At 62.8% G+C, this 21689-nt stretch carries 21 protein-coding genes and 1 riboswitch; of the genes, 11 read left to right on the top strand and 10 right to left on the bottom strand.

Annotated elements, in window-relative coordinates; genetic code table 11:
* Positions 1–21 precede the first annotated feature (21 nt).
* The 5 genes from IV89_RS16030 (at position 22) to IV89_RS16010 (ending at position 5377) form a co-directional block, all read left to right on the top strand.
* Positions 22–735 (top strand): SGNH/GDSL hydrolase family protein, encoded by a 714-nt coding sequence (locus tag IV89_RS16030; protein WP_037942913.1) that lies wholly within the window; start codon positions 22–24, stop codon positions 733–735.
* A 27-nt stretch (positions 736–762) separates the two neighbouring features.
* Positions 763–1509, top strand: a complete 747-nt coding sequence (mtgA, locus tag IV89_RS16025) for a monofunctional biosynthetic peptidoglycan transglycosylase (protein ID WP_037942915.1) — start codon at positions 763–765, stop codon at positions 1507–1509.
* Between the two features lie 60 nt (positions 1510–1569).
* Positions 1570–2235 (top strand): glutathione S-transferase family protein, encoded by a 666-nt coding sequence (locus tag IV89_RS16020; RefSeq protein WP_005850934.1) that lies wholly within the window; start codon positions 1570–1572, stop codon positions 2233–2235.
* Positions 2236–2250: 15 nt separating this feature from the next.
* A complete protein-coding gene (gene queG, locus IV89_RS16015) occupies positions 2251–3309 on the top strand; it encodes a tRNA epoxyqueuosine(34) reductase QueG (RefSeq protein ID WP_037942917.1) in 1059 nt (352 codons plus the stop codon).
* A 61-nt stretch (positions 3310–3370) separates the two neighbouring features.
* Entirely contained in the window at positions 3371–5377 is a 2007-nt protein-coding gene (locus IV89_RS16010) for a hydantoinase/oxoprolinase family protein (protein ID WP_037942919.1), read from the top strand.
* A 51-nt stretch (positions 5378–5428) separates the two neighbouring features.
* Here IV89_RS16010 and msrA read toward each other — a convergent pair whose 3' ends face one another.
* The 6 genes from msrA to ade form a co-directional block, all read right to left on the bottom strand.
* Complete coding sequence (gene msrA, locus IV89_RS16005; protein ID WP_037942922.1) at positions 5429–5938, bottom strand: peptide-methionine (S)-S-oxide reductase MsrA; 510 nt, start codon at positions 5936–5938, stop codon at positions 5429–5431.
* Positions 5935–6384 (bottom strand): peptide-methionine (R)-S-oxide reductase MsrB, encoded by a 450-nt coding sequence (msrB, locus tag IV89_RS16000; protein WP_005850940.1) that lies wholly within the window; start codon positions 6382–6384, stop codon positions 5935–5937. The genes msrA and msrB overlap by 4 nt, the downstream gene beginning before the upstream one ends.
* Before the next feature lie 120 nt (positions 6385–6504).
* On the bottom strand, positions 6505–7374 hold the full coding sequence (locus IV89_RS15995) for a DMT family transporter (protein WP_037942925.1): 870 nt from the start codon (positions 7372–7374) through the stop codon (positions 6505–6507).
* 144 nt (positions 7375–7518) lie between these two features.
* On the bottom strand, positions 7519–7809 hold the full coding sequence (locus IV89_RS15990) for an HU family DNA-binding protein (protein WP_235183739.1): 291 nt from the start codon (positions 7807–7809) through the stop codon (positions 7519–7521).
* A gap of 129 nt (positions 7810–7938) precedes the next feature.
* The gene (locus tag IV89_RS15985; RefSeq protein WP_005850943.1) at positions 7939–9402 is read right to left on the bottom strand and encodes an AMP nucleosidase; all 1464 of its coding nucleotides are present in this window, start codon (positions 9400–9402) and stop codon (positions 7939–7941) included.
* Positions 9399–11201 (bottom strand): adenine deaminase, encoded by a 1803-nt coding sequence (ade, locus tag IV89_RS15980; protein ID WP_037942928.1) that lies wholly within the window; start codon positions 11199–11201, stop codon positions 9399–9401. Before ade ends, IV89_RS15985 begins: the two co-directional genes overlap by 4 nt.
* 121 nt (positions 11202–11322) lie before the next feature.
* Here ade and IV89_RS15975 point away from each other — a divergent pair, with 121 nt between their 5' ends.
* The 3 genes from IV89_RS15975 to IV89_RS15965 are packed head-to-tail and all read left to right on the top strand — an operon-like array spanning position 11323 to position 14054.
* Positions 11323–12588, top strand: coding sequence for a glycosyltransferase family 4 protein (locus IV89_RS15975; RefSeq protein ID WP_037942930.1), 1266 nt, complete (start codon positions 11323–11325; stop codon positions 12586–12588).
* A gap of 12 nt (positions 12589–12600) precedes the next feature.
* Complete coding sequence (locus tag IV89_RS15970) at positions 12601–13455, top strand: SDR family oxidoreductase (RefSeq protein ID WP_037942932.1); 855 nt, start codon at positions 12601–12603, stop codon at positions 13453–13455.
* Between the two features lie 14 nt (positions 13456–13469).
* Positions 13470–14054, top strand: a complete 585-nt coding sequence (locus tag IV89_RS15965) for an exopolysaccharide biosynthesis protein (protein ID WP_005850947.1) — start codon at positions 13470–13472, stop codon at positions 14052–14054.
* On the opposite strand, the gene IV89_RS15960 is transcribed toward IV89_RS15965, so the two are convergent.
* The 3 genes from IV89_RS15960 to thiB are packed head-to-tail and all read right to left on the bottom strand — an operon-like array spanning position 14055 to position 17243.
* Complete coding sequence (locus IV89_RS15960; RefSeq protein ID WP_037942933.1) at positions 14055–14747, bottom strand: ATP-binding cassette domain-containing protein; 693 nt, start codon at positions 14745–14747, stop codon at positions 14055–14057. It lies immediately after the preceding gene.
* Positions 14734–16290 (bottom strand): thiamine/thiamine pyrophosphate ABC transporter permease ThiP, encoded by a 1557-nt coding sequence (locus IV89_RS15955; protein WP_037942935.1) that lies wholly within the window; start codon positions 16288–16290, stop codon positions 14734–14736. The genes IV89_RS15960 and IV89_RS15955 overlap by 14 nt, the downstream gene beginning before the upstream one ends.
* Positions 16266–17243, bottom strand: a complete 978-nt coding sequence (gene thiB, locus IV89_RS15950) for a thiamine ABC transporter substrate binding subunit (RefSeq protein ID WP_037942937.1) — start codon at positions 17241–17243, stop codon at positions 16266–16268. Before thiB ends, IV89_RS15955 begins: the two co-directional genes overlap by 25 nt.
* Before the next feature lie 34 nt (positions 17244–17277).
* Positions 17278–17377, bottom strand: a riboswitch (TPP riboswitch).
* A gap of 92 nt (positions 17378–17469) precedes the next feature.
* On the opposite strand from thiB, the gene aroC reads away from it, so the two are divergent.
* The 3 genes from aroC (at position 17470) to IV89_RS15935 (ending at position 20708) form a co-directional block, all read left to right on the top strand.
* Entirely contained in the window at positions 17470–18570 is a 1101-nt protein-coding gene (aroC, locus tag IV89_RS15945) for a chorismate synthase (RefSeq protein ID WP_005850951.1), read from the top strand.
* 101 nt (positions 18571–18671) lie between these two features.
* On the top strand, positions 18672–19649 hold the full coding sequence (locus tag IV89_RS15940; RefSeq protein ID WP_037942940.1) for a DMT family transporter: 978 nt from the start codon (positions 18672–18674) through the stop codon (positions 19647–19649).
* A 111-nt stretch (positions 19650–19760) separates the two neighbouring features.
* The gene (locus IV89_RS15935; protein ID WP_037942942.1) at positions 19761–20708 is read left to right on the top strand and encodes a cyclase family protein; all 948 of its coding nucleotides are present in this window, start codon (positions 19761–19763) and stop codon (positions 20706–20708) included.
* Between the two features lie 82 nt (positions 20709–20790).
* Here IV89_RS15935 and IV89_RS15930 read toward each other — a convergent pair whose 3' ends face one another.
* Entirely contained in the window at positions 20791–21660 is an 870-nt protein-coding gene (locus IV89_RS15930; protein ID WP_005850954.1) for a branched-chain amino acid aminotransferase, read from the bottom strand.
* Between the last annotated feature and the right edge of the window lie 29 nt (positions 21661–21689).

Here is a 21689-nt window from a genome sequence, read left to right as displayed (position 1 = left end):
CAACCGGCCTATAGTTACGGGATGATCAAAACACTTACCTCTCGCGTCCGGCTGATGGCGCTTTTGCTGGTGGGGCTCGCGCTTGCGGCCTGTACCGATGCTGCGCCCAAGGGCGGCGGCGATATTCTGGTGATTGGCGACTCCGTCATGGCGTGGAACGGATCAAGCGATCAGGCGATCCCCGATGCGATGGCAGCAAGCCTTGGCCGCAATGTGGTCAGCAAGGCCGTCCCCGGGGCGCAGTTCAGCAATGACAGCACGCTCTTGTCCGCTGTTGGTTTCGATATTCAGGATCAGTACCCCGGCGGGCGGTGGAACTGGATCGTGGTGAACGGCGGGGCCAATGATCTGGGGTTCAACGACTGCAAATGCGCGGCCTGCACGCCTGTGGTCGACACGCTGATCGCTGCGGATGCCGCTACTGGGGAAATCCCCGCCTTTCTGACGCGTTTGCGCAGCACGGGCGCGCAGGTGATGTGGATGGGGTATTACGCCGGCAATGGCAAAGGGTCATTCGAAGGCTGTCGCGATGATCTGGTGCTGCTGGAACGCCGCATCGCGCGGTTTGCGGCACAAACCCCGGGGGTGACATTCCTTGATTCAGAAACCGTCATCGACCGTCAGGATCCGAGCCTGTTTGCCAGCGATAACACCCACCCGTCGCCCAAGGCCTCTGCGTTGATCGGGGCTTATCTTGCAAAAGGGATTTCCGTCCGCAGTGCCCGTTCACAATAAGCCATTGCCACGATATAGCTGATGGCTATGGCAAAACGCGCATCCTCCAAATCCAAGGGCAAAGCCAAGTCCAAGACCCCGTCCCCTGCGGCGCAGCTGCGGTCGCTCAAGCGGCGTGTGGTTCGGGGCGCGTTCAAGCTGGTGCTCGCCGTGCTTGGCCTGTTGATCGCCCTGGTGTTGCTGTTTGCGGTGATCAACCCGCCGACGACCCCCTATATGTTCAGCGAAGGCCGTAGGCTGGGGGGCGTGGACCAGCAATGGGTCGCGCTGGAAGACGTGGCCCCTGTCATGGCGCGGTCTGTCGTGGCGGCGGAAGATGCGAATTTCTGCCAGCACTGGGGCTTTGATCTGGCCGCGATCAAACGCGCCATCGCCGAAGGATCAAACCGCGGGGCATCCACCCTGTCGCAGCAGACGGTCAAGAACGTCTATCTCTGGCATGGTCGCACATGGTTGCGCAAAGCGCTTGAGGCCGGGATCACGCCGCTGGTTGAAACCGTCTGGACCAAGCGGCGCATCATCGAGGTCTATTTGAATGTGGCCGAGTTCGACGAAGGCATCTTTGGTGTCGACGCCGCGGCACAACATTACTTTGGGGTGATTCCCGCCAAGCTGACCGCAACCCAAGCGGCGCGGCTGGCCGCGATCCTGCCGTCTCCGAAAACCCGTTCGGCCGCGCGCCCCTCTGCCGCGGTGCGCAAGCGCAGCGCCCAGATCCGCGATGGTGCGGCGACAATCAGCAAGGACGGACGGGCAGCCTGTTTCGAGAGTTGAAAAACCCAACCAAGACGGGCATGAGGATGAAACCCCTGTTTGTTAGTACCGGAACCCCTTATGGCTCGCCTGTTTCACGTCCCGCTTTCGCCGTTCTGCCGCAAAGTCCGGCTGAGCCTCGCTGAAAAGAAGATCGAGGTTGAACGCGTCGAAGAGCGGTATTGGGAGCAAGACCCAGATTTCATGCGCCGCAATCCGGCGGGCAAGGTGCCCGTATTGCAGCTTGATGGCATCATCATGTCCGAAAGCGCAGCGATCTGCGAATATATCGAAGAGACCCGCCCCGAACCGTCGCTGATGCCCTCTGATCCGGTCCAGCGGCTTGAAGTGCGTCGTCTGGTCAGCTGGTTCGATGACAAGTTCCACGACGAGGTCACCTCGAAGCTGCTGTATGAACGGGTGAACAAAAAGGTGATGAAGCAGGGGTTTCCCGACAGCCGCAACGTTAAGGACGGGGCCAAGGCGATCAAGTATCACATTGATTATATGGCATGGCTGCTGGACCACCGGCGCTGGCTGGCAGGCGACGTGATGACGCTGGCCGATTTCGCGGCGGCGGCGCATCTGTCCTCGCTCGATTATATCTCGGATGTGGACTGGAACCGGTCCGACGTGGTCAAGGACTGGTACGCCAAGATCAAGTCCCGCCCCGCGTTCCGGTCGTTGCTGGCCGATCAGGTGCCGGGTTTCCCGCCGCCGAAGCATTACAATGACCTTGATTTCTGATCCACGCCGCGGCCGATGTCTGTGACACCGGCTGCCGATACGGACGCCCTGCGGGGCCGGTTGGTGGCGCAGGCGCTGGACGAAGGCTTTGTCTCCTGCCGGATTTGCCGCCCCGACGCGGTGCCTGATGTGCCGGAACGGCTGCAGGCTTTCGTCGATGCAGGCTATCATGGGCAGATGGCATGGATGGCCGACCGCATGGCGTGGCGCGGCAACCCTGCCGCCCTTTGGCCCGAGGCCCGGTCGGTGATCATGCTGGCCGAAAGCTACACCCCTGAATACGACCCGACCGAGGTGCTGAACCACCCCGACAAGGCGGGCGTGTCGGTCTATGCGCAGGGGCGCGACTACCACGACATCGTCAAGAAACGGCTCAAGCGGGTGGCGCGATGGCTGGTGGCGCAGGAACCCTGCGAGGTGAAGGTCTTTGTCGACACGGCCCCCGTGCCGGAAAAGGCGCTTGGGCAGGCGGCGGGGCTGGGCTGGCAGGGCAAACACACCAATCTGCTAAGCCGCGACTGGGGGAACTGGGCCTTTCTGGGCGCGATTTTCACCACGTTGGATTTCACCCCCGACACGGCAGAGGTGGATCACTGCGGGTCGTGCCGGTCCTGCCTCGCGGCGTGCCCGACCAATGCCTTCCCCGCGCCCTATCAGCTGGATGCGCGGCGCTGCATTTCTTATCTGACGATTGAACACAACGGGCCGGTCAACCTAGAGCTGCGCAGCAAGATGGGCAACCGCATCTACGGCTGTGATGATTGCCTTGCCGCCTGCCCGTGGAACAAATTCGCCGTCGCGGCGAGCGATTTGCGCTATCACGGCGGTGTCGGAGCCCCCGATCTGGCAGAGCTGGCTTCGCTGGATGATGCGGCCTTTCGACTGCGGTTCAGCGGCTCGCCGATCAAGCGGATCGGGCGCAACCGGTTCATTCGCAATGTGCTTTATGCCATTGGTAACTCCGGTCAGGCGCGTCTGACCCCCGTGGCACAGGGCCTGTTGGACGATCCGGACGCGACTGTCGCCGACGCGGCGCAATGGGCCGTGGCCCGTCTGCGTGGAAACCACGGCTGACAGGGCTGGACCGCTGCGCCGGAACAGGTAAACCCTAGGAAAACGGTGCAAGGATAGTTGAATGGCGCTTTTGCTTGGGGTCGATACGGGCGGCACTTATACGGATGCGGTGCTGATCCGCGATGAAACCACGGTGGTCGCATCGGCCAAGGCGCTGACCACCCGCGCCGATCTGGCCATTGGTGTGGGGCAGGCCGTGCGCCGCGTGCTGGCGGCGGCCGATGTTTCAGCGGGTCAGGTGGCGATGGCGTCGCTGTCGACCACGCTGGCAACCAATGCGCTGGTCGAAGGGCAGGGCGGGCGCGTCGCGTTGATCTATGTCGGCTTCAAGAAGCGGGATCTTGAGACGCACGGGCTGGCAGGGGCGCTGAACGGTGACCCCTATCTGATCCTTGGCGGTGGTCATGACCACGCAGGCGCAGAGCGTGCCCCGCTGGACGAAGCCGCGCTGATCTCCTTTTTGACCGAGCAGCGTGAACAGGTCAGCGGTTTTGCCGTCGCCAGCCAGTTCGCCACGCGCAACCCCGCGCATGAACAACGTGTCGCCGACTTGGTGACGCAGGTGACGGGGCGGCCCGTGTCGGCCTCGCATCAGCTGTCGGCCAAGCTCAACGGGCCGAAACGGGCGCTGACAGCGGTGCTGAACGCGCGGCTGATCGGGATGATCGACCGGTTGATCGGGCGGGCCGAGGATGTGTTGACCGACATTGGCGTCGCGGCCCCGTTGATGGTGGTGCGGGGGGACGGGGCGCTGATCTCTGCCGCGCAGGCACGGGAACGGCCGATTGAAACGATCCTCAGCGGGCCTGCGGCCTCGATCGTGGGGGCGCGGTGGATGACCGGTGCGGCCCGTGCGTTGGTCAGCGATATTGGCGGCACCACCACCGATGTGGCCCTGTTGCGCGATGGCCGGCCCGCGATCGACCCCGCAGGGGCCCGCGTCGGCAGCTACCGCACGATGGTAGAGGCCGTTGCCATGCGCACCACTGGTCTGGGGGGCGACAGCGAGGTGCATTTCCTGACCGAAGGCTTGCAGGGGGGGGTGACGCTGGGGCCCAAGCGGGTCTTGCCCATTGCGCTCATCGCGACGGAGGCACCCGAGGTGGTTCATGCCGCGCTTGATGCGCAGCTGCGCAGCACCACCCCCGGCGAATATGACGGGCGCTTTGTGCGTGCCGTAGCCAGTCAACCGCGCGAGGGGATCTCGGCGCGTGAACAAATGCTGCTGGACCGTATTGGTGACGGGCTGCACCCGATGGCCGACATCCTGCGCGCCCGGATAGAGACAGGCGCGCTGAAACGTCTGGTAGAGCGTGGCTTGGTCCAGCTGGCCGGCGTTACGCCATCGGACGCAAGCCATGTGCTGGGACGGGTGGCAGCGTGGGACGCCGAGGCCGCAGGCAAGGCGCTGCGGTTGTTTGGACGGCGACGCACAGGCGCGGGGCAGATGCTGGCCCCTGACCCCGCCGCTATGGCGCAGATCATCGTGGATCAACTGACCGAACAGACCGCGCTGGCCATGCTGGAAGCGGCGCTGGCGGAAGAAGAGCCCGCCTTTGGTACAGAACCCGAAACGCTGGCCCGCCACGAGCTGTTGCAGCGCGGGTTGCGCGGGCACGCGGGGCTTGTGCGGATCGAGGCGGCGTTGAACCTGCCGGTGATCGGGCTGGGGGCCTCTGCCGCGGCCTATTATCCGGCGGTGGGGGAACGGTTGGGCACGCAGATGATCCTGCCCGAACACGCCGCGGTGGCAAATGCCATTGGCGCTGTCGTCGGGCGTGTGACCATGCGGGAAAGCGGCACGGTGACCTCGCCCGCAGAGGGGCGGTTCAGGGTGTATCTGGCCGGCGGGCCGCAGGATTTCACGGATCAGACACAGGCGCTGAGCACGCTTGAGGCAACCCTGCGCGACAAGGCAGAGGCGGCGGCGCGGGCGGCGGGGGTGGTCGATGTGCAGATCGACGTGCAACGCGACATCCGCCATGCAGAGGTCGAAAGCCGCAAGGTCTTTATTGAAGCGCTGCTGACGGTCGAGGCGACAGGCAGGCCAAGGGTCGCATCGGCCTGACTCTGCACAAAAGAAAACGGCGCAAACCCGAGGGGCTGCGCCGTTTTGCGTTTATTCTGCTGCCGCGCGTTTGGGCAGGACCCAATCGGGGCGCGGGAAGTGGCAGGTATAGCCGTTTGGAATACGCTCCAGATAATCCTGATGCTCGGGCTCTGCTTCCCAGAAGTCGCTGACGGGTTCTACCTCTGTCACGACTTTGCCCGGCCAGATGCCCGATGCCTCTACATCGGCAATCGTGTCCAGCGCCGTGGCTTTCTGGTCTTCGTCGACATAGTAGATCGCCGAACGATAGCTCAGCCCGCGGTCATTGCCCTGACGGTTCAGCGTTGTCGGGTCGTGGATCTGGAAAAACAATTCCAGCAGATCACGATAGCTGATCACGTCGTCGTCAAACATCACCTCGATCGCCTCGGCATGGGTGCCGTGATCGCGGTAGGTGGCATTGGGCACATCGCCGCCCGAATAGCCCACGCGGGTCGATAGAACCCCCTCGCGTTTGCGGATCAGGTCCTGCATGCCCCAAAAGCATCCTCCGGCCAGTACTGCACGTTGTTCGCTCATGCTACATCCTCCACTTGGTTGATATAATCGCCATAGCCTGCGTCTTGCATGTCGTCACGATGAATAAAGCGCAACGAGGCGGAATTGATGCAATAGCGCAGCCCGCCACGATCCGCGGGACCGTCGGGGAAGACGTGGCCCAGATGGCTGTCCCCATGGGCGCTGCGCACCTCGGTGCGGATCATCCCCAGCGACGCGTCACGCAGTTCGGCGACATGGGCCGGTTCGATGGGTTTGGTAAAGCTCGGCCAGCCGCAGCCGGACTCGTATTTGTCCGAGGACGCGAACAGCGGCTCGCCAGATACGATGTCTACGTAGATGCCCGGCTCTTTGTTATCGAGCAGCTTGCCCGTGCCCGGCCGTTCGGTGCCGTTCTGCTGGGTGACACGGAATTCTTCGGGGGACAGAGCGTTAATGGCGGCGTCGGTCTTTTCATAGGTCGGCATGCGAGGCTCCTTTGCGGTTTGATACATTAAATGGGGCCTGCGCGGGTTTTTCAAAGGGGTAATGCACCGACGCACCGATCTGTGACCGCCCGCCTGTCGTCCAACCCCTTGGCTTGCAGGTCAGGCCCTGCGCTGCCGCGAGACCTGAACCGCAAGAATACCCAAGGCAATCACAGCGACACCGATGATATCCTGAACCCCCAGCGGTTCGCCCAGCAACAGCCAGGCAATCGCCACCCCAAAAAACGGATTGAGGAAATGGAAGGTCGCGGCGCGGGTGGCTCCGATACGGTTGACCAGCCAGAACCAGACCACCGTCGCCAGCAGCCCCGGCACCAGACAGGTATACAGGAACGCCAGCGCCAGTGGCCAGCTTGGGCTGATGTGCGGCGTCTCGAACAGCAAGGTCGCAATCGACAGCGCGACGCAGCCGACAAGCATCTGCAAGCCCACCACCATCAGGAAGTTCCCGCCAGAGGTCGCACCGCGCACCAGCAGGGTCGCCGCTGATAGCGCGACCACACCGACGCCGCACAGCACCAACCCCGTCAGATCGACGCCTCCGTTGATCCTTGCACCCATAATGATGGCCACCCCGATCACACCTGCGATCAGCCCTGCAATGCCCAACGGCTTGAGCTTTTCCCCCAGAAACAGCCATGTCGCCAGACCGACCAGCAACGGCATGGTCGAGGCGATGATCGCCGCCAGTGACGCCTGTACGGTCTGCATCGCGACAAAGTTCATCCCCAGATAGACCGCGTTTTGCAGCACGCCGAAAATGATCGTTGCCCGCCATTGCGCGCGCGTCAGTCGCCACGTCTGACCAAGCGCCAGCGCGACCCCCACGCCGATCAGGCCAGAGATCAGATACCGCGCCGACAAAGCCATCAAAGGGGACGCATCCGCGACGATGATCCGCGCCGACGTAAAGGCCGAAGACCACATGACGGCGAAGGCCAGCCCCATGAGAATTGCACGTATATCCATGAGCGGGCCTTTCAGGTTTTCCAGTGGGCGGAGACTTCCGCAGTTGTCCGACAGGGGCAAGCGCATTCAGCGCAACGCAGACCTGCGTCAAACGCAAAGGGCCGCCCGTGGGCGACCCTTTGTCAGAACAGACTGTGATCAGTCTTATTCGTTAACGCTGTCTTTCAGCGCTTTCGCGATGGTCATCTTAACAACCTTGTCCGCGTCTTTCTTGAACTGTTCGCCGGTGGCAGGGTTGCGCACCATACGCTCGGGGCGTTCGCGGCAGTAGATTTTGCCAATGCCGGGAAGTGTCACAGCGCCACCGCCGGAGACTTCTTTGGTGATCAACGCGCAAACCGCGTCCAGTGCCGCGCTTGCTGTTTTCTTGTCTTCGCCCATTTCCTCAGCCAAAGCCGCGACGAGCTGGGTTTTTGTCATTGGTTTAGTTGCCATCTTGTTTTTCTCCTTCGTCCGCCCGGATTAGGGCCTCACGCGCAGAATGTAACGGTATGTTGTGGCTGAACACAACGAATAGGTCGCAAGAAACCGCGAAAACATGCTATTTTCAGCCGATTTCGGCCTTTAGAGAAAGGCAGTTTCGTCAAACGAGCGCAATTTTCGGCTATGCAACCGCTCTAGCGGCATATCGCGCAGCTGTTCCATCGCGCGAATACCGATCATCAAGTGTCGTGCGACCTGCGTTTTGTAGAAATCAGACGCCATACCGGGCAGCTTCAATTCACCATGCAAGGGTTTGTCCGAGACGCATAGAAGCGTGCCGTAGGGCACCCGGAAGCGGTAGCCGTTGGCCGCAATCGTGGCGCTTTCCATATCCAGCGCCACGGCGCGCGACTGGCTGAGCCGCTGCACCGGACCGGATTGATCGCGCAATTCCCAGTTGCGGTTGTCGATGGTGGCAACGGTGCCCGTGCGCATAATCCGCTTCAACTCGTAGCCCTCAAGCTGGGTGACCTGTTCAACGGCGTCCTCCAGCGCGATCTGGATCTCGGCCAGCGCGGGGATCGGAACCCAGACCGGCAGGTCGTCGTCCAGCACGTGATCCTCGCGCAGATAGCCATGCGCCAGCACGAAATCCCCAAGCGCCTGTGTGTTGCGCAAACCGGCACAGTGGCCGACCATCAGCCACGCATGGGGCCGCAGCACGGCGATGTGGTCGGTCGCGGTTTTCGCGTTGGATGGGCCGACGCCGATGTTAACCAGCGTGATCCCGGACCCGTTCGCGCGCTTCAGGTGGTAGGTCGGCATCTGCGGAGTTTTGACCGACGCAGGCAGCGGCGCGTCGCCGTCCGAAATCTCGACATTGCCGGTAGATACGAAGGACGTGTAGCCGCTATCGGGGTCGCGCAACATGGCGCGGGCGTATTCCTCGAACTCGGTGACGTAGAACTGGTAGTTGGTGAACAGCACGTGACTTTGGAAATGTTCGGGATCGGTTGCGGTGTAATGCGTCAGCCGTGCCAGCGAATAATCGACGCGCTGCGCGGTGAAGGGGGCCAGCGGGCGCACGTTGTCCAGCGGCAGATAGGTGCCGTTGACGATGTCGTCATTGGTTGTGCTCAGGTCCGGCACGTCAAACACATCGCGCAGGGTGAAATCCGCGGCACCTTCCTGCGGGATCGTCACGCTGTCGTCATTGCTGACCGCGAAATGCACGGGGATCGGCGTGTCGGATACCGCGATGGTCACGGGCTGGCCGTGGTTTTCGATCAGCAGACGGATTTGTTGTGTCAGGTAATGTTTGAACAATTCTGGCCGCGTAATCGTGGCCGAGAAGGTGCCGGGGGACGATACATGGCCGAACGACAGCCGTGAATCCACCTGCGCATAGCTGGAGGTGGTAAACCGGATCTCGGGGTAGAAGGCCCTGATCCGCGTTTCCGGGGCGGCGCTGTCCATCGCCTTCTGGAAATGCGCGCTCAGGAAGCCTGTCGCTTGGCTGTATAGCTCTATCAGCCGTGCAACGGCGGCAGCGGCATCGGTGAACTGTTCGGCGGGGCGGGCGTCTGGGGTCAGGATTCTGGTCATGAAACAGGCTCTAACAAAGGAATAAATTCAAAACTGCGCACATCGACCAAGCCGAGGTCAGAGATGCGCAATTCGGGAATGACAACAAGCGCCAAAAGCGAATGTTGCATATAGGCGTTGTTCAGCGTGCAGCCACAGTCGCGCATCGCCTGCATCATGGCTTGGGTCTTGGCGGCGACCTCGGAGGCGGGGTTGTCGGACATCAGGCCAGCGATCGGCAGCTCGACCATGGCCAGCTCTGCCCCGTCCTTGAAGATGGTGATCCCGCCGCCAACCTCGCGCAGACGGTTCGCGGCCATCGCCATATGCTTGGTATCGGTGCCCACCACGATCATGTGGTGACTGTCATGTGCCACGGTGGACGCCATCGCCATCGGCCCCTGATAGCCAAAGCCCGAGACCAGCGCGTTGACCACAGTGCCGGTGCCGCGGTGCCGTTCGACCAGCGCGATCTGGCACACTTCGCCCGTGGACTGCACGCGGCCTTCGGTCACCGGCAGTTCGAATTTCAGCGCGCGGGTGGGGGCCTGATTCTCGACCACGCCGATCACATTCGCGGTGACGGCATTGGCCCCCGCAGGTGCGGTGATCTGGAAATCATCCGCGCCAAGGGCTTTGCCCATGTTGACGGTCTGCCGCGCATGGGGCGGCCAGTCGTAATGCGGGCAGTCTACCAGACACACGCCATCCTCGGCCACGATCTGCCCCCGCGCGATCACCGTCTCGATGGGGAGCGTTCTGAGGTCAGAGGTCAGGATCACATCTGCCCGCCGCCCGGGCGTCAGTGACCCGATCTCGCGCTCAAGCCCAAAGTGGGTCGCGGTGTTGATCGTCGCCATTTGCAGCGCGACCAACGGGTCGCAGCCGCAGTCGATGGCATGGCGCACCACGCGGTTCATATGACCGTCATTCACCAAGGTGCCGGAATGGCAGTCATCGGTGCACAGGATCATATTACGCGAATCCAGCCCTTTTTCGGTGATCGCGGTGATCTGTGTTTCAACGTCATACCACGCGGACCCCAGCCGGATCATCGACCGCATCCCCTGACGCATCCGCGCAATGGCATCCGCCTCGCAGGTGCCCTCGTGATCATCCGCAGGGCCGCCCGCGACATAAGCTGCAAAGGCCGGCCCCAGATCGGGGGAGGCATAGTGCCCGCCCACGGTCTTGCCCGCGCGTTGCGTTGCGGCAATCTCGGCCAGCATCTTGGGGTCACCCGCGGTCACACCCGGGAAGTTCATCATCTCGCCCAGACCGATGATACCGGGCCAGTGCATGGCCTCGGCGACATCCTCTGCCGTGATTTCAAAGCCGGTGGTTTCCAGACCGGGCGCGGATGGCGCACAGGACGGCATCTGGGTGAAGATGTTCACCGGCTGCATCAGGGCTTCGTCATGCATCATGCGCACGCTTTCCAGCCCCAGCACATTGGCGATCTCATGCGGGTCGGTGAACATCGACGTGGTGCCATGGGGGATCACAGCGCGGGCGAATTCCGCCGGCGTCAGCATGCCGCTTTCGATGTGCATATGCCCGTCACACAGGCCGGGGATCATATAGCGGCCCTTTGCCCCGATCACCTTGGTCGTGTCGCCTTTGCAATGGCTGGCGTCCGGCCCGACAAAGGCAATGCGCCCCGCCTTGATCGCGATATCATGGTCCGGCAGGGTTTCGCGCGTGTGCACGTTGACCCAGATACCGCCGGTGATAATCGTATCCGCAGCACTGCGTCCTGCCGCAACAGCGACCAGTTGATCGGCCACATCGGGCCACGAGGGGAATGTGTGTTCTTTCATACCTGACGTTGACACGAAGATCGCCCGAGGTTCAAGCCAGAGCCGTCCAGCGCCGTGGCGTTTGCACTGTCCGTGCCGACTGGGCTAACTGTCTGCAACCGACAGGACATAAGGCGACCCCATGAAGATCATGTTTGTGCACCAGAATATGCCCGGCCAATACCGCGAGCTGGTGCAATGGCTGGCCGATCAACGCACACACCAGATCTATTTCCTGACCCAACGCAAAAACCCGCCCCGTTTTGAGGGCGTCGAGACACGGGTCTACAAGGCGCATCACAGACCGGCAGAGACTGCCTATGGGCTGTCGAAGAACTGGGAGGAATCTACCGGCAACGGCTTGGGGGCCGCCCGCGCGGCCAAACAGATCGAGACCCGCGAAGGGTTCAAACCCGATATCGTGGTGGGGCATGTGGGCTGGGGGGAGCTGACGTTTTTCAAGCAGATCTGGCCCGATGTCCCGATCATCGGCTTCTTCGAGTATTACTACAGCGATACCGGCGGCCCTGTGGGGTTCGATCCCGAAGACCCCGTGACCGAGAATACCCCCTTTCTGTTGCACGCGCGCAATGCCGTGCCGCTGGCCAATATCGAAACCGTCGATGTCGGGCTCAGCCCGACCTACTGGCAGCGTGACCGTTTTCCGCAAAGCTTTCACCGCAAGCTCTATGTCTGCCACGACGGGATACGCACAGACCTGCTGCGCCCCGATCCGGCGGTGACGCTCAAGCTGGGGCGGATGGATCGCGCCCTGACCAAGGATGACGAGGTGCTGACCTTTGTGTCGCGCAACCTTGAACGCACGCGGGGCTTTCATGTGTTCATGCGCGCATTGCCACGTATTCTGAAACAACGCCCCAACGCGCGGGTGTTGGTGGTGGGGGGCAACGACACCTCTTATGGCGGCAAAAGCAAACACCCCGGGGGACTGCGTGCCGAGATGGAGGCAGAGGTGGGCAAGCACGTCGATTGGTCGCGGGTGCATTTTCTGGGCAAGCTGTCCTACGAGGACTACCAGAGGGTGATACAGATCAGCCGCTGCCACCTTTATCTGACGATGCCATTTGTGCTGTCGTGGTCCCTGCTCGAGGCGATGGCGATGGGCGCGACGATTGTCGGCTCTGACGTGGCCCCCGTGCGCGAGGCGATTACCCACGGCGAAACCGGTCTGCTGTGCGATTTCTTCGATCCCGATGCGCTGGGCGATCAGGTGGCGGATGTGCTGGGCAATCCGGCGGCCTATGCGCATCTGGGGCCGGCGGCGCGGGCGCATGTGGTCCAGACCTATGACTTCCTGACCAAATGCCTGCCGGAACATATCGCGCGGATGAATGCATTGGTCCCCGAAGGGCAGCGGATCGCCTTGCCCCGGACCGCCACCACATAGAAAGGACGCCTCATGGAGAAAACGCTGCTGTCGATCGGGCATGGCTTTAGCGCGCGCGCCCTTGCCGCACGGCTGGTGCCGCAGGGCTGGCGCATCGTCGGCACCACGCGCAGTCCCGACAAGGCAGATGCCATTGCGGACACAGGCGTTGAACCCGTCGTCTGGCCGGGGGCCGATCTGGGGGCGTTGATCGCGCAGTCTCCCAATGTGCTCGTCTCGGCCGGACCGGACAGCGCAGGCGATCCGGTCTTGAATGCGGTCGAGGATGCAGTCACCCGCGCCGCGCCCGATCTGCGGTGGGTCGGCTACCTGTCGACAACGGGGGTTTACGGCGACCACGGCGGCGATTGGGTGGACGAGGACACGCCGCTGACACCATCGACCAAACGCGGACGCGCCCGTGTCACGGCAGAGGCACGGTGGCAGGCGATCCCCGATCTGCCGCTGCATATCTTTCGCCTCGCAGGGATCTATGGCCCCGGACGCGGCCCCTTTGCCAAGGTACGGGCCGGAACGGCGCGGCGGATCATCAAGCAGGGGCAGGTCTTCTCTCGGATCCATGTCGAGGATATTGCCCAAGCGCTTGAGCTGTCCTTGCAGCGGCCCGACCCGGGCGCGGTCTATAATCTGTGCGACGATGACCCCGCGCCACCGCAAGACGTGATCGCCCACGCGGCAGAGCTGCTTGGCCTGCCCGTGCCCCCCGCGATCCCCTTTGATCAGGCCGATATGACCCCCATGGCCCGCAGCTTTTACGCGGAAAGCAAGAAGGTTCGGAACGACCGTATCAAGCAGGCGTTAGGCTGGGCACCGCAGTTCCCCACCTATCGGGCCGGGCTGGCGGCATTGCTTGCACTAGACAGCTGACCTTTGGGGGGTATATGCACAATATCGAGGAGCGTAGCCTCACCCATCTGCTGGACGGGATGGAACAAGCGGCCAGCCGCGAGACGGTCACGATCAACGATGTGCTGAACGAATTCGGAGAGCGGTCCCTGCTCCCGTTCATTCTGCTGGCCGCGCTGCTGTTGGTGTCGCCGCTGTCCGGTGTCTTTGGCGTGTCCAGTTTCATGGCGATGGTGATCATCGTGCTGTCGGCGCAGGCGGTCTATGGGCGCAAACGTCTGTGGTTGCCGCAGTTCCTGCTGCGCCGGGAGGTCAAGTCATCCCGGTTGCTGTTCTGCGTGCGGTGGCTGCGCAAGCCCGCTGCGTTTTTTGATCGCCACTCGGGCAAAAGGCTCCAGTTTCTGACGACAGGCCCGATGCGTCTGCTGACGTTGGTGACCTGCGTGATCCTGCCTGTGGGTTGGCCCTTGCTTGAATTCGTGCCCTTCGCGTCGTCCTTCGGGGGCGGGACGGTGGCGCTGTTCGCCTTTGGTCTGTTCACCCGCGACGGGCTTTATGTGCTGCTGGGGTATCTGACGATCCTGCTGACATCGCTGACCTTTTACGCGGTCATTTTCTGATTACCCCAGATAGGCGCGCAGCGCGTCGGGCGGGTTGTCCATCAGCGCTGCGGCAGGCTGCGGCGGATGTGCGGTGCCACCTTCGACAAAGATCACCTGATCCGCGATGCGGCGCACGTCTTCGGGGGCGTGGGTGACCATGATCAACGCGGCTTTGGTCTCTGCGGCGAGCGCGGCCACCAGATCCAGCATGTCGTTGCGCAGGGCGGGGCCAAGTGCGGCAAAGGGTTCGTCGAGCAGGACAAGCGGGCGGGCTTGCACCAGCACCCGTGCGAGGGCCACGCGGCTTTGCTGCCCGCCGGAAAGCTCGGTAGGCTTGCGGGCAGCCATCCCCTGCAGCCCGACGCGATCAAGCGCCTCGTGTACACGGGTTTGTTCCGCAGTGCCGAGCCGCAGGTCGGGGCGCAGCCCCAGCCCCACATTCTGCATCACGCTGAGATGGGGAAAGAGGTTGTTATCCTGAAAAAGCATCGTCATCGGCCGCGCACCGGGGGCGGCTTGGGTGATGTCTTTGCCCTGCCACAGCAGCCTGCCGGACTTGAGCGGAATGAACCCGCAAAGCGCCCCCAGCAGGGTGGATTTTCCCGCACCCGAGGGGCCGATCACCGCATAGGTCTGCGCGGGCGCAAGGGTCAGGTCGGCGTGCAGGGTAAAGCTGCCTTGGGTGATCTGCGCGGTCTCAAGCGTCAGCATGCCAGCGCCCTCCCTTGTCGAATATCCAGAAAATCCCAAGCGACAGCGCCAGCAGGATCAGGGCCGCACCGGCCGCGGCCTCCATCCGGTAGGCCCCCATCAACCGGTACATCTGCAGTGGCAGGGTGGCACTGTCGGGGTCGGCGAACAAGGCAATGACCCCCAGATCCCCCATCGATAGGGCTCCGGTCAGCCCCGCGGCAAAGCCGATCTGCGGGCGCAAGCGTGGCAGGATCAGCCAGCGCCAAAGCGGCCATCCACTCAGCCCCAGCATCTGCGCCTGCCGGCCATAGATCTGCACCGTGTCGCGCAGGCGGGGCACCAGAATACGCAGGGCAAAGGGCAGGGCCATCAGCGCATTGACCAGCGCCGTGACGGGAAGGGCCAGCGCAAAGGGGTTGGCGACAGGGTTGATCAGAATGAACCAACCGGTGCCGATCATCAGCGGAGAGGCCGCAAGCCCCAAGAGGCCCACGGCCTCTACCCCGCCGCGGGCGCGGGTCGCGATCCATCCGGCAAGGGGCAGGGCCAAGGCCAGCAAGACCACCACGCTGATCAGCGCCACGATGAGTGAGGTGCCCGCTGCCTGCCACACGCTGGCGGGCATTTGCGGCAGGCCGATCGCCCCGCGCAGCACGACCGAGGTCAGGGGCAGCAGCAGAAACCCCGCCGCCAACGTGATGAACAGCGCGTCGAGCCCGCGTTGCAGCCCACCACGTGCGTCCCAGCGGTGCAGGGGGCGGTCCTGCCCGCCGCCCAGACTGATCGCGGGGATAATCCACAGCGCCAGCGCGGCGGTGCTGCCCGCAAGCCCAAGCTGCACCAGCGACAGCAGAGCTGCACGGTTCAGGTCAAAGTCGAAACGGAACGCCTGATAGATCGCAAGCTCGATCGTCGTGGCGCGGGGGCCGCCGCCAAGGGTCAGCGCCACGGCAAAGCTGGTCAGGCAGATCACAAAGATCAACGCCGCGGTGCCGGGCAGGATTTGCCGCAGGAGGGGAAGCTCGATGCTGCGAAATACCGCGCGCGGGGTCAGGCCAAGCTGTGCGGCCAGCCTGAACCGTTCCGCGGGCACGGTCTGCCACGCCTGCAACAACAGCCGCGTGGCCAGCGGGAGGTTAAAGAAGACATGCGCCAGCACCACGCCGTGCAGCCCGTAGATCGTGATGCCGGGCAATCCGACCGCCGACAGCGCCGTATTGAGCCAGCCTGCGCGGCCAAAGACCGCAAGCACCCCCAGCACGGCGACAATCACCGGCAGGATGAACGGTGCCCCCAGCAGCGTGACCAGCAGCCCGCGCCCGACAAAGCGCCGTCGCGCCAAGGCGCGGGCGACAGGGATCGCCAGCATGGTAGACAGCAGGGCGGAAAGCGCGGCCTGTAGCACGGTAAACCGGATCGCGGACCAATCGGCCGGGCCAAGCCCGCTGCCGAACTCGGCCCGCCACAGCACCGCCCCCACCGCAGCAAGGATCAGCGCCGCCACCAGAACGGCGGCGCTGATGCCGGTTTTCGTGCTTATTGCGACAGCGCGGAGAGCCATTCGGCCAATGCTTCCTCGCGCAGGGCGGGCACGTCATCGCTTGGGATCAGCAGCGCCTTGCCCGGTTCGATCAACTGTTCAAAGCCTTCGGGCAGCCCGCCTTGGGGCGTGACGGCGGGGTACATCCAGTTGGTCGTGGGCAGCACCGATTGCGCCGCGTCCGATACCATGAACTGCATGAACTGATCGGCCAGCTCGGGCTGGTCGCTGCCTGCCAGTTTGCCGACCACTTCGATCTGCATGTAGTGGCCTTCGTCAAAAGCGGCGGCGGCTTTGGTCGCGTCCTCTTCGGCGATCAGGTGGTAGGCGGGGGATGTGGTATAGCTCAGCACCATGTCGGCCTCGCCCTCAAGAAACAGGCCGTAGGCTTCGGACCAGCCCTTGGTCACGGTCACGACATTATCCGCCAGACCTTCCCAGATCGCAGGGGCCTCGTCGCCATAAGCGTCCTTGACCCACATCAGCAGGCCCAGACCGGGGGTAGAGGACCGCGGGTCCTGGATCACGATCTTGAGGTCACTGTCGGCCAGAGCGCGGAAATTCGCGGGCGGGGTCAGATCAGCGTTATGGACAAAGGCGAAATAGCCCCAGTCATAGGGGGCAAAGCTGTCATCCTCCCATGTGACCGGCAGGTCATATTCCGCGTTCACTGTGGCGGGCGCGAACAGCCCTGTTTCCTTGGCCCCCGCGATCAGGCTGGTATCGAGCCCCAGCACCAGATCGGCGTCAGACCGCGCGCCTTCCAGCTTGAGCCGCGCCAACAGCGCCGCGCCATCGCCCATACCGACGAATTTCAGATCGCAGGCGCATTCCGCCTCGAAGGCCGCTTCGATCACGGGGCCGGGGCCCCATTCGGCGACAAAGCTGTCGTAGGTATAGACCACCAGTTCGGGCGTCTCGGCCCATGCTTGCGTGGCGAAAAGCGTGGTGGCAGCAAGTGTAAGATACTTCATGGCATCCTCCAAAATGCGGCGTCAGAAAGCGTTGGAGGTGTATCCAGACCTTCCCTCCGCCGGTGTTAACCGGTTCAGGTTCAACGGGTCCGTGCGCGCACATCTCAGCCTGTCAGGCCCCCCGAGGTGTCTTATCGGTAGAACGCCTGTCGCCCGCGCGCAAGGTGAAACCCCTTGAGGCATGGTGCAGCCCCCGTTAAGGATCACCGCCAAAGGAGCACCGCCCATGTCGATCAACAGCTTTGGCCATCTTTTCCGCGTGACCACCTGGGGCGAAAGCCACGGGCCTGCTTTGGGGGCCACGGTGGACGGCTGCCCTCCCGGTGTGACGATCACCGAAGAGATGATCCAGCACTGGATGGACAAGCGCAAACCCGGCCAGAACAAATACACCACGCAACGCCGCGAGGCGGATGAGGTGCGGATCCTGTCGGGCGTGTTCGAAGGTGTCACCACCGGCACGCCGATCCAGCTGATGATCGAGAACACCGACCAGCGGTCGAAAGATTACGGTGACATCAAGGACAAGTTCCGCCCCGGTCACGCCGACATCACCTATTTCCAGAAATACGGCATCCGCGATTATCGCGGGGGCGGGCGGTCCTCGGCACGTGAAACGGCGTCGCGTGTGGCGGCGGGTGGCCTTGCGCGCGAAGCGATCAAGGCGATTGCGCCGAATGTGCAGATCACCGGCTACATGGTGCAGATGGGCCCCCACAAGATCGACCGCGACGCGTTTGACTGGGACCAGATCGAACAGAACCCGTTCTGGGTGCCCGACGCCAAAGCGGCAGAAGAGTGGGCGGCGTATCTGGACGGTCTGCGCAAATCCGGATCCTCCGTCGGTGCGATCATCGAGGTGACAGCGCGCGGCGTGCCCGCGGGCCTTGGCGCGCCAGTCTATGGCAAGCTCGACACCGATCTCGCCGCCGCGATGATGAGCATCAACGCCGTCAAAGGCGTGGAGATCGGCGAAGGCATGTCCGCCGCCATGCTGACCGGAGAGCTGAACGCGGACGAGATCAGCATGGGCCCCGACGGCCCTGTCTATTCGTCGAACCACGCGGGCGGTATTCTGGGCGGCATCAGCACTGGTCAGGACATCGTGCTGCGTTTTGCGGTCAAGCCGACGTCAAGCATCCTGACCACACGCAAGACAATCACCAAGACCGGCGAAGACACAGAGATCATTACCAAAGGCCGCCATGACCCTTGCGTTGGCATCCGCGCCGTGCCGGTGGGCGAAGCGATGATGGCCTGCGTCCTGCTTGACCATATGCTGTTGCACCGCGGTCAGGTCGGCGAAAACCGCGGCATCATCGGCTAAGTCGCGCGGAACGCTCGGATCTTTTGCATGTTGGCGGGAATACGACGCGCAAGTTGACGCGGGGTCTTGCAACTTGAAACCTGCAGGCGCAAGCATGCGCCATGCAAAGCACCACGACAGAGCACCGCCCCGGCCGGGCCATCGCCCTTAAACTGGGGGCGGTCTTTCTGTTCTCGGTCATGGCGGCCCTCATCAAGATTGCGACGGCCACCGTGCCCGCCGCCCAGGCCGTGTTCTACCGGTCGTTCTTTGCCTTCCCGATGATCATCCTGTGGCTATGGCAAAGCGGCGACCTGCGCGACGGGCTGAAGCCAAGCAATCTGATGGGCCACGTCTGGCGCGGCGTTTTCGGGACCACGGCGATGGCGCTGACCTTTGCCGGGCTTAGCCTGCTGCCTCTGCCAGAGGTCACCGCGATCGGCTATGCCACGCCGCTTTTCACGGTAATCTTCGCCGCGATATTCCTGGGCGAACAGGTGCGTGTGTTCCGACTGTCTGCGGTGGCCGTGGGGCTGATTGGCGTGCTGATCGTTCTGTACCCCCGCTTTACCGTAGGCGGGGATAGCGTGTCGCAGCTTGCCATGCTGGGGGCGATGATGGTGGTTGCCGCGTCGATCATGCGCGCGCTTGTGCAGATCCACGTGCGCCGATTGGTGCAAACCGACAGCACGGCGGCCATCGTGTTCTATTTCTCGCTCACCGCAACCTGCCTTTCGTTCCTCACGCTGCCCGCCGGCATGGTGATCAACTGGGAGCCGCTTTGGTGGGTGAACCCCGGGTGGCAAGTCTCGGCGCTTCTGATCCTGTCGGGCATGATCGGCGGGGTATCACAGATCATGATCACGGCCTCTTACCGCTTTGGCCCGGTGTCGATGCTCGCCCCGTTCGACTATGCCTCTATGCTGTTCGCGGTGTTGATCGGCTGGGTGCTTTTCAGCGAAATCCCGACGCCTGCGATCCTGATCGGTGCGGGTCTGGTCATCGCCGGCGGTGCCGCGATCATCTGGCGGGAACGGCAGTTGGGACTGGATCGATCCAAATCCAAGGCCAGCAGCACGCCACAGGGGACACCCAGCTGATCGGTTGAAACTACGTGCCCTGATTGAATTTCATGTTAACCTAACCCTCTAGGGTGTGGAGCAGCGGGTATCCCGTCGGTGCTGCACCCTGTTTTCTGGGAGGGAAGAAAGATGAAATTTACCAAGATTATCGCAACTGCCGTGTCCATCGGTGTCGGGGCATCTGCCGCATGGGCGCAAGACTGTGACCATTCGCATTGGGGCCCTGAAGACCAGCTGGGATCGGCGAACCTGATCTCGACCGAGCGCACGTTGCAGGCCGCCAAGCTGATCAAGCAGGGCAAATCGATGCCGCTCGGGATCGTGATCGGGCCGGATACACCTGCCTTCCCGCCCCGTTCGCTCAGCCTTCAGGTGGTCCAGCCGAACCAGCACGGCGGCCAAAAGCTGTCGTCCTTTGGCTATGAGGGCAATTATAACGACGATCTGCTGCAAACCTGGATCGGTATCGGGTCGCAGTTGGACGGGCTTGGGCATCTGGGCGAAGACGGGATGTATTATAACTGTTTGGACGAAAAGGAAATCTCGGCGATCAGCGGCCTGACCAAATTGGGGACGCATGCCGTGCCGCCCTTGGTCGGGCGCGCTGTGATCATCGATATGGCCAAGCACATGGGCAAGGATGTGTTGGCCGCCGGTGAGCATTTTGGCGAGGCAGAGATTACCGCCGCGATGGAGGCGCAGCAGATCACGGTAAACGAAGGTGATATCGTGCTGTTTCACACGGGCTGGACCGACGGCATGATGGAAAGCGACCCGACGGCCTGGGGGTCCACCGAACCGGGGCTGAATAACGAAGGCGCGGTGTTTATGGCGTCGATGAACCCGATGGCCGTGGGTGCAGACACATGGGGCCTAGAAGCGATTCCACCGAAAGAGGGGGACAAGGTGTTCTATGGCCACGTCACGCTGCTCAAGGACAACGGCATCTATATTCTGGAGACGATGAACACAGGACCGCTGGTCGCGGAAGGCGTGCAAGAGTTCATGTTTGTGCTCGGGCAGCCGCTGATCAAGGGCACGGTACAGGCGATGATCAATCCGGTCGCGCTTTACTGACACGACGTGCTGCACCGCAGGTGCGGACATGAAAACGGCGCGGGGGGAGATCCCCTCGCGCCGTTTGTTTTGATGGCGCAGTTCAGGACCGGACGAGCTTTTCGTAGTCTTCCGAAATCTCGCGGGTGAGCGCGCCAACCTCGAAGGTGTAGTCGCCGATCTGTCCGACGGGTGTGACCTCGGCCGCGGTGCCGGTCAGCCAGCATTGCTCGAAGCCTTCCAGCTCTTCCGGCATGATGTGGCGTTCGTGCACGGTCAGGCCCTTTTCCTTGAGCATCCCGATGACGGTCTGACGGGTCAGCCCGTTGAGGAAGCAATCGGCCAGTGGCGTGTGCACTTCGCCGTCCTTGACGAAAAAGATGTTCGCGCCGGTCGCTTCGGCCACATAGCCACGGTAGTCCATGAACAGCGCGTCGGAACAGCCCTTGGCCTCTGCCGCGTGTTTGGAGGTGGTGCAGATCATATACAGGCCCGCCGCTTTGGCGTGTACGGGGATCGTTTCGGGCGACGGGCGCTTCCACTTCGAGATGTCGAGCTTGGCGCCCTTCATCTTGGCGTCGCCGTAATAGTTGCCCCATTCCCAGCCCGCGATGGCCAGACGTACAGGGTTGCGCGCCGCCGAGACGCCCATGTCGGGGCCGGCTCCACGCCACGCGACCGCACGGACATAGGCATCGGTCCAGCCGTTCGCCTTGAGCATTTCGTATTTCGCGGCTTCGATTTCGTCCACGGAATAGGGGATTTCGAAATCGAGGTATTGCGCCGATTTGCGCAGCCGTTCCGAATGCTCGCGGCCTTTGAAAATCTTGCCATTGTAGCAGCGTTCGCCCTCGAACACCGATGACGCATAGTGCATGGCGTGGGTCAGGATGTGGACATTGGCGTCGCGCCAATCGACCATTTTACCGTCCAACCAGATTTTGCCGTCGCGATCGTCGTATGCGCCGTCCATGATGTATCCTTCCTCAAAGCACCTCGGGA

It is taken from the genome of Sulfitobacter sp. CB2047 (genome assembly GCF_000735125.2).
Taxonomy (GTDB): domain Bacteria; phylum Pseudomonadota; class Alphaproteobacteria; order Rhodobacterales; family Rhodobacteraceae; genus Sulfitobacter; species Sulfitobacter pontiacus.
This window is presented reverse-complemented; position numbering and strand designations above follow the sequence as displayed.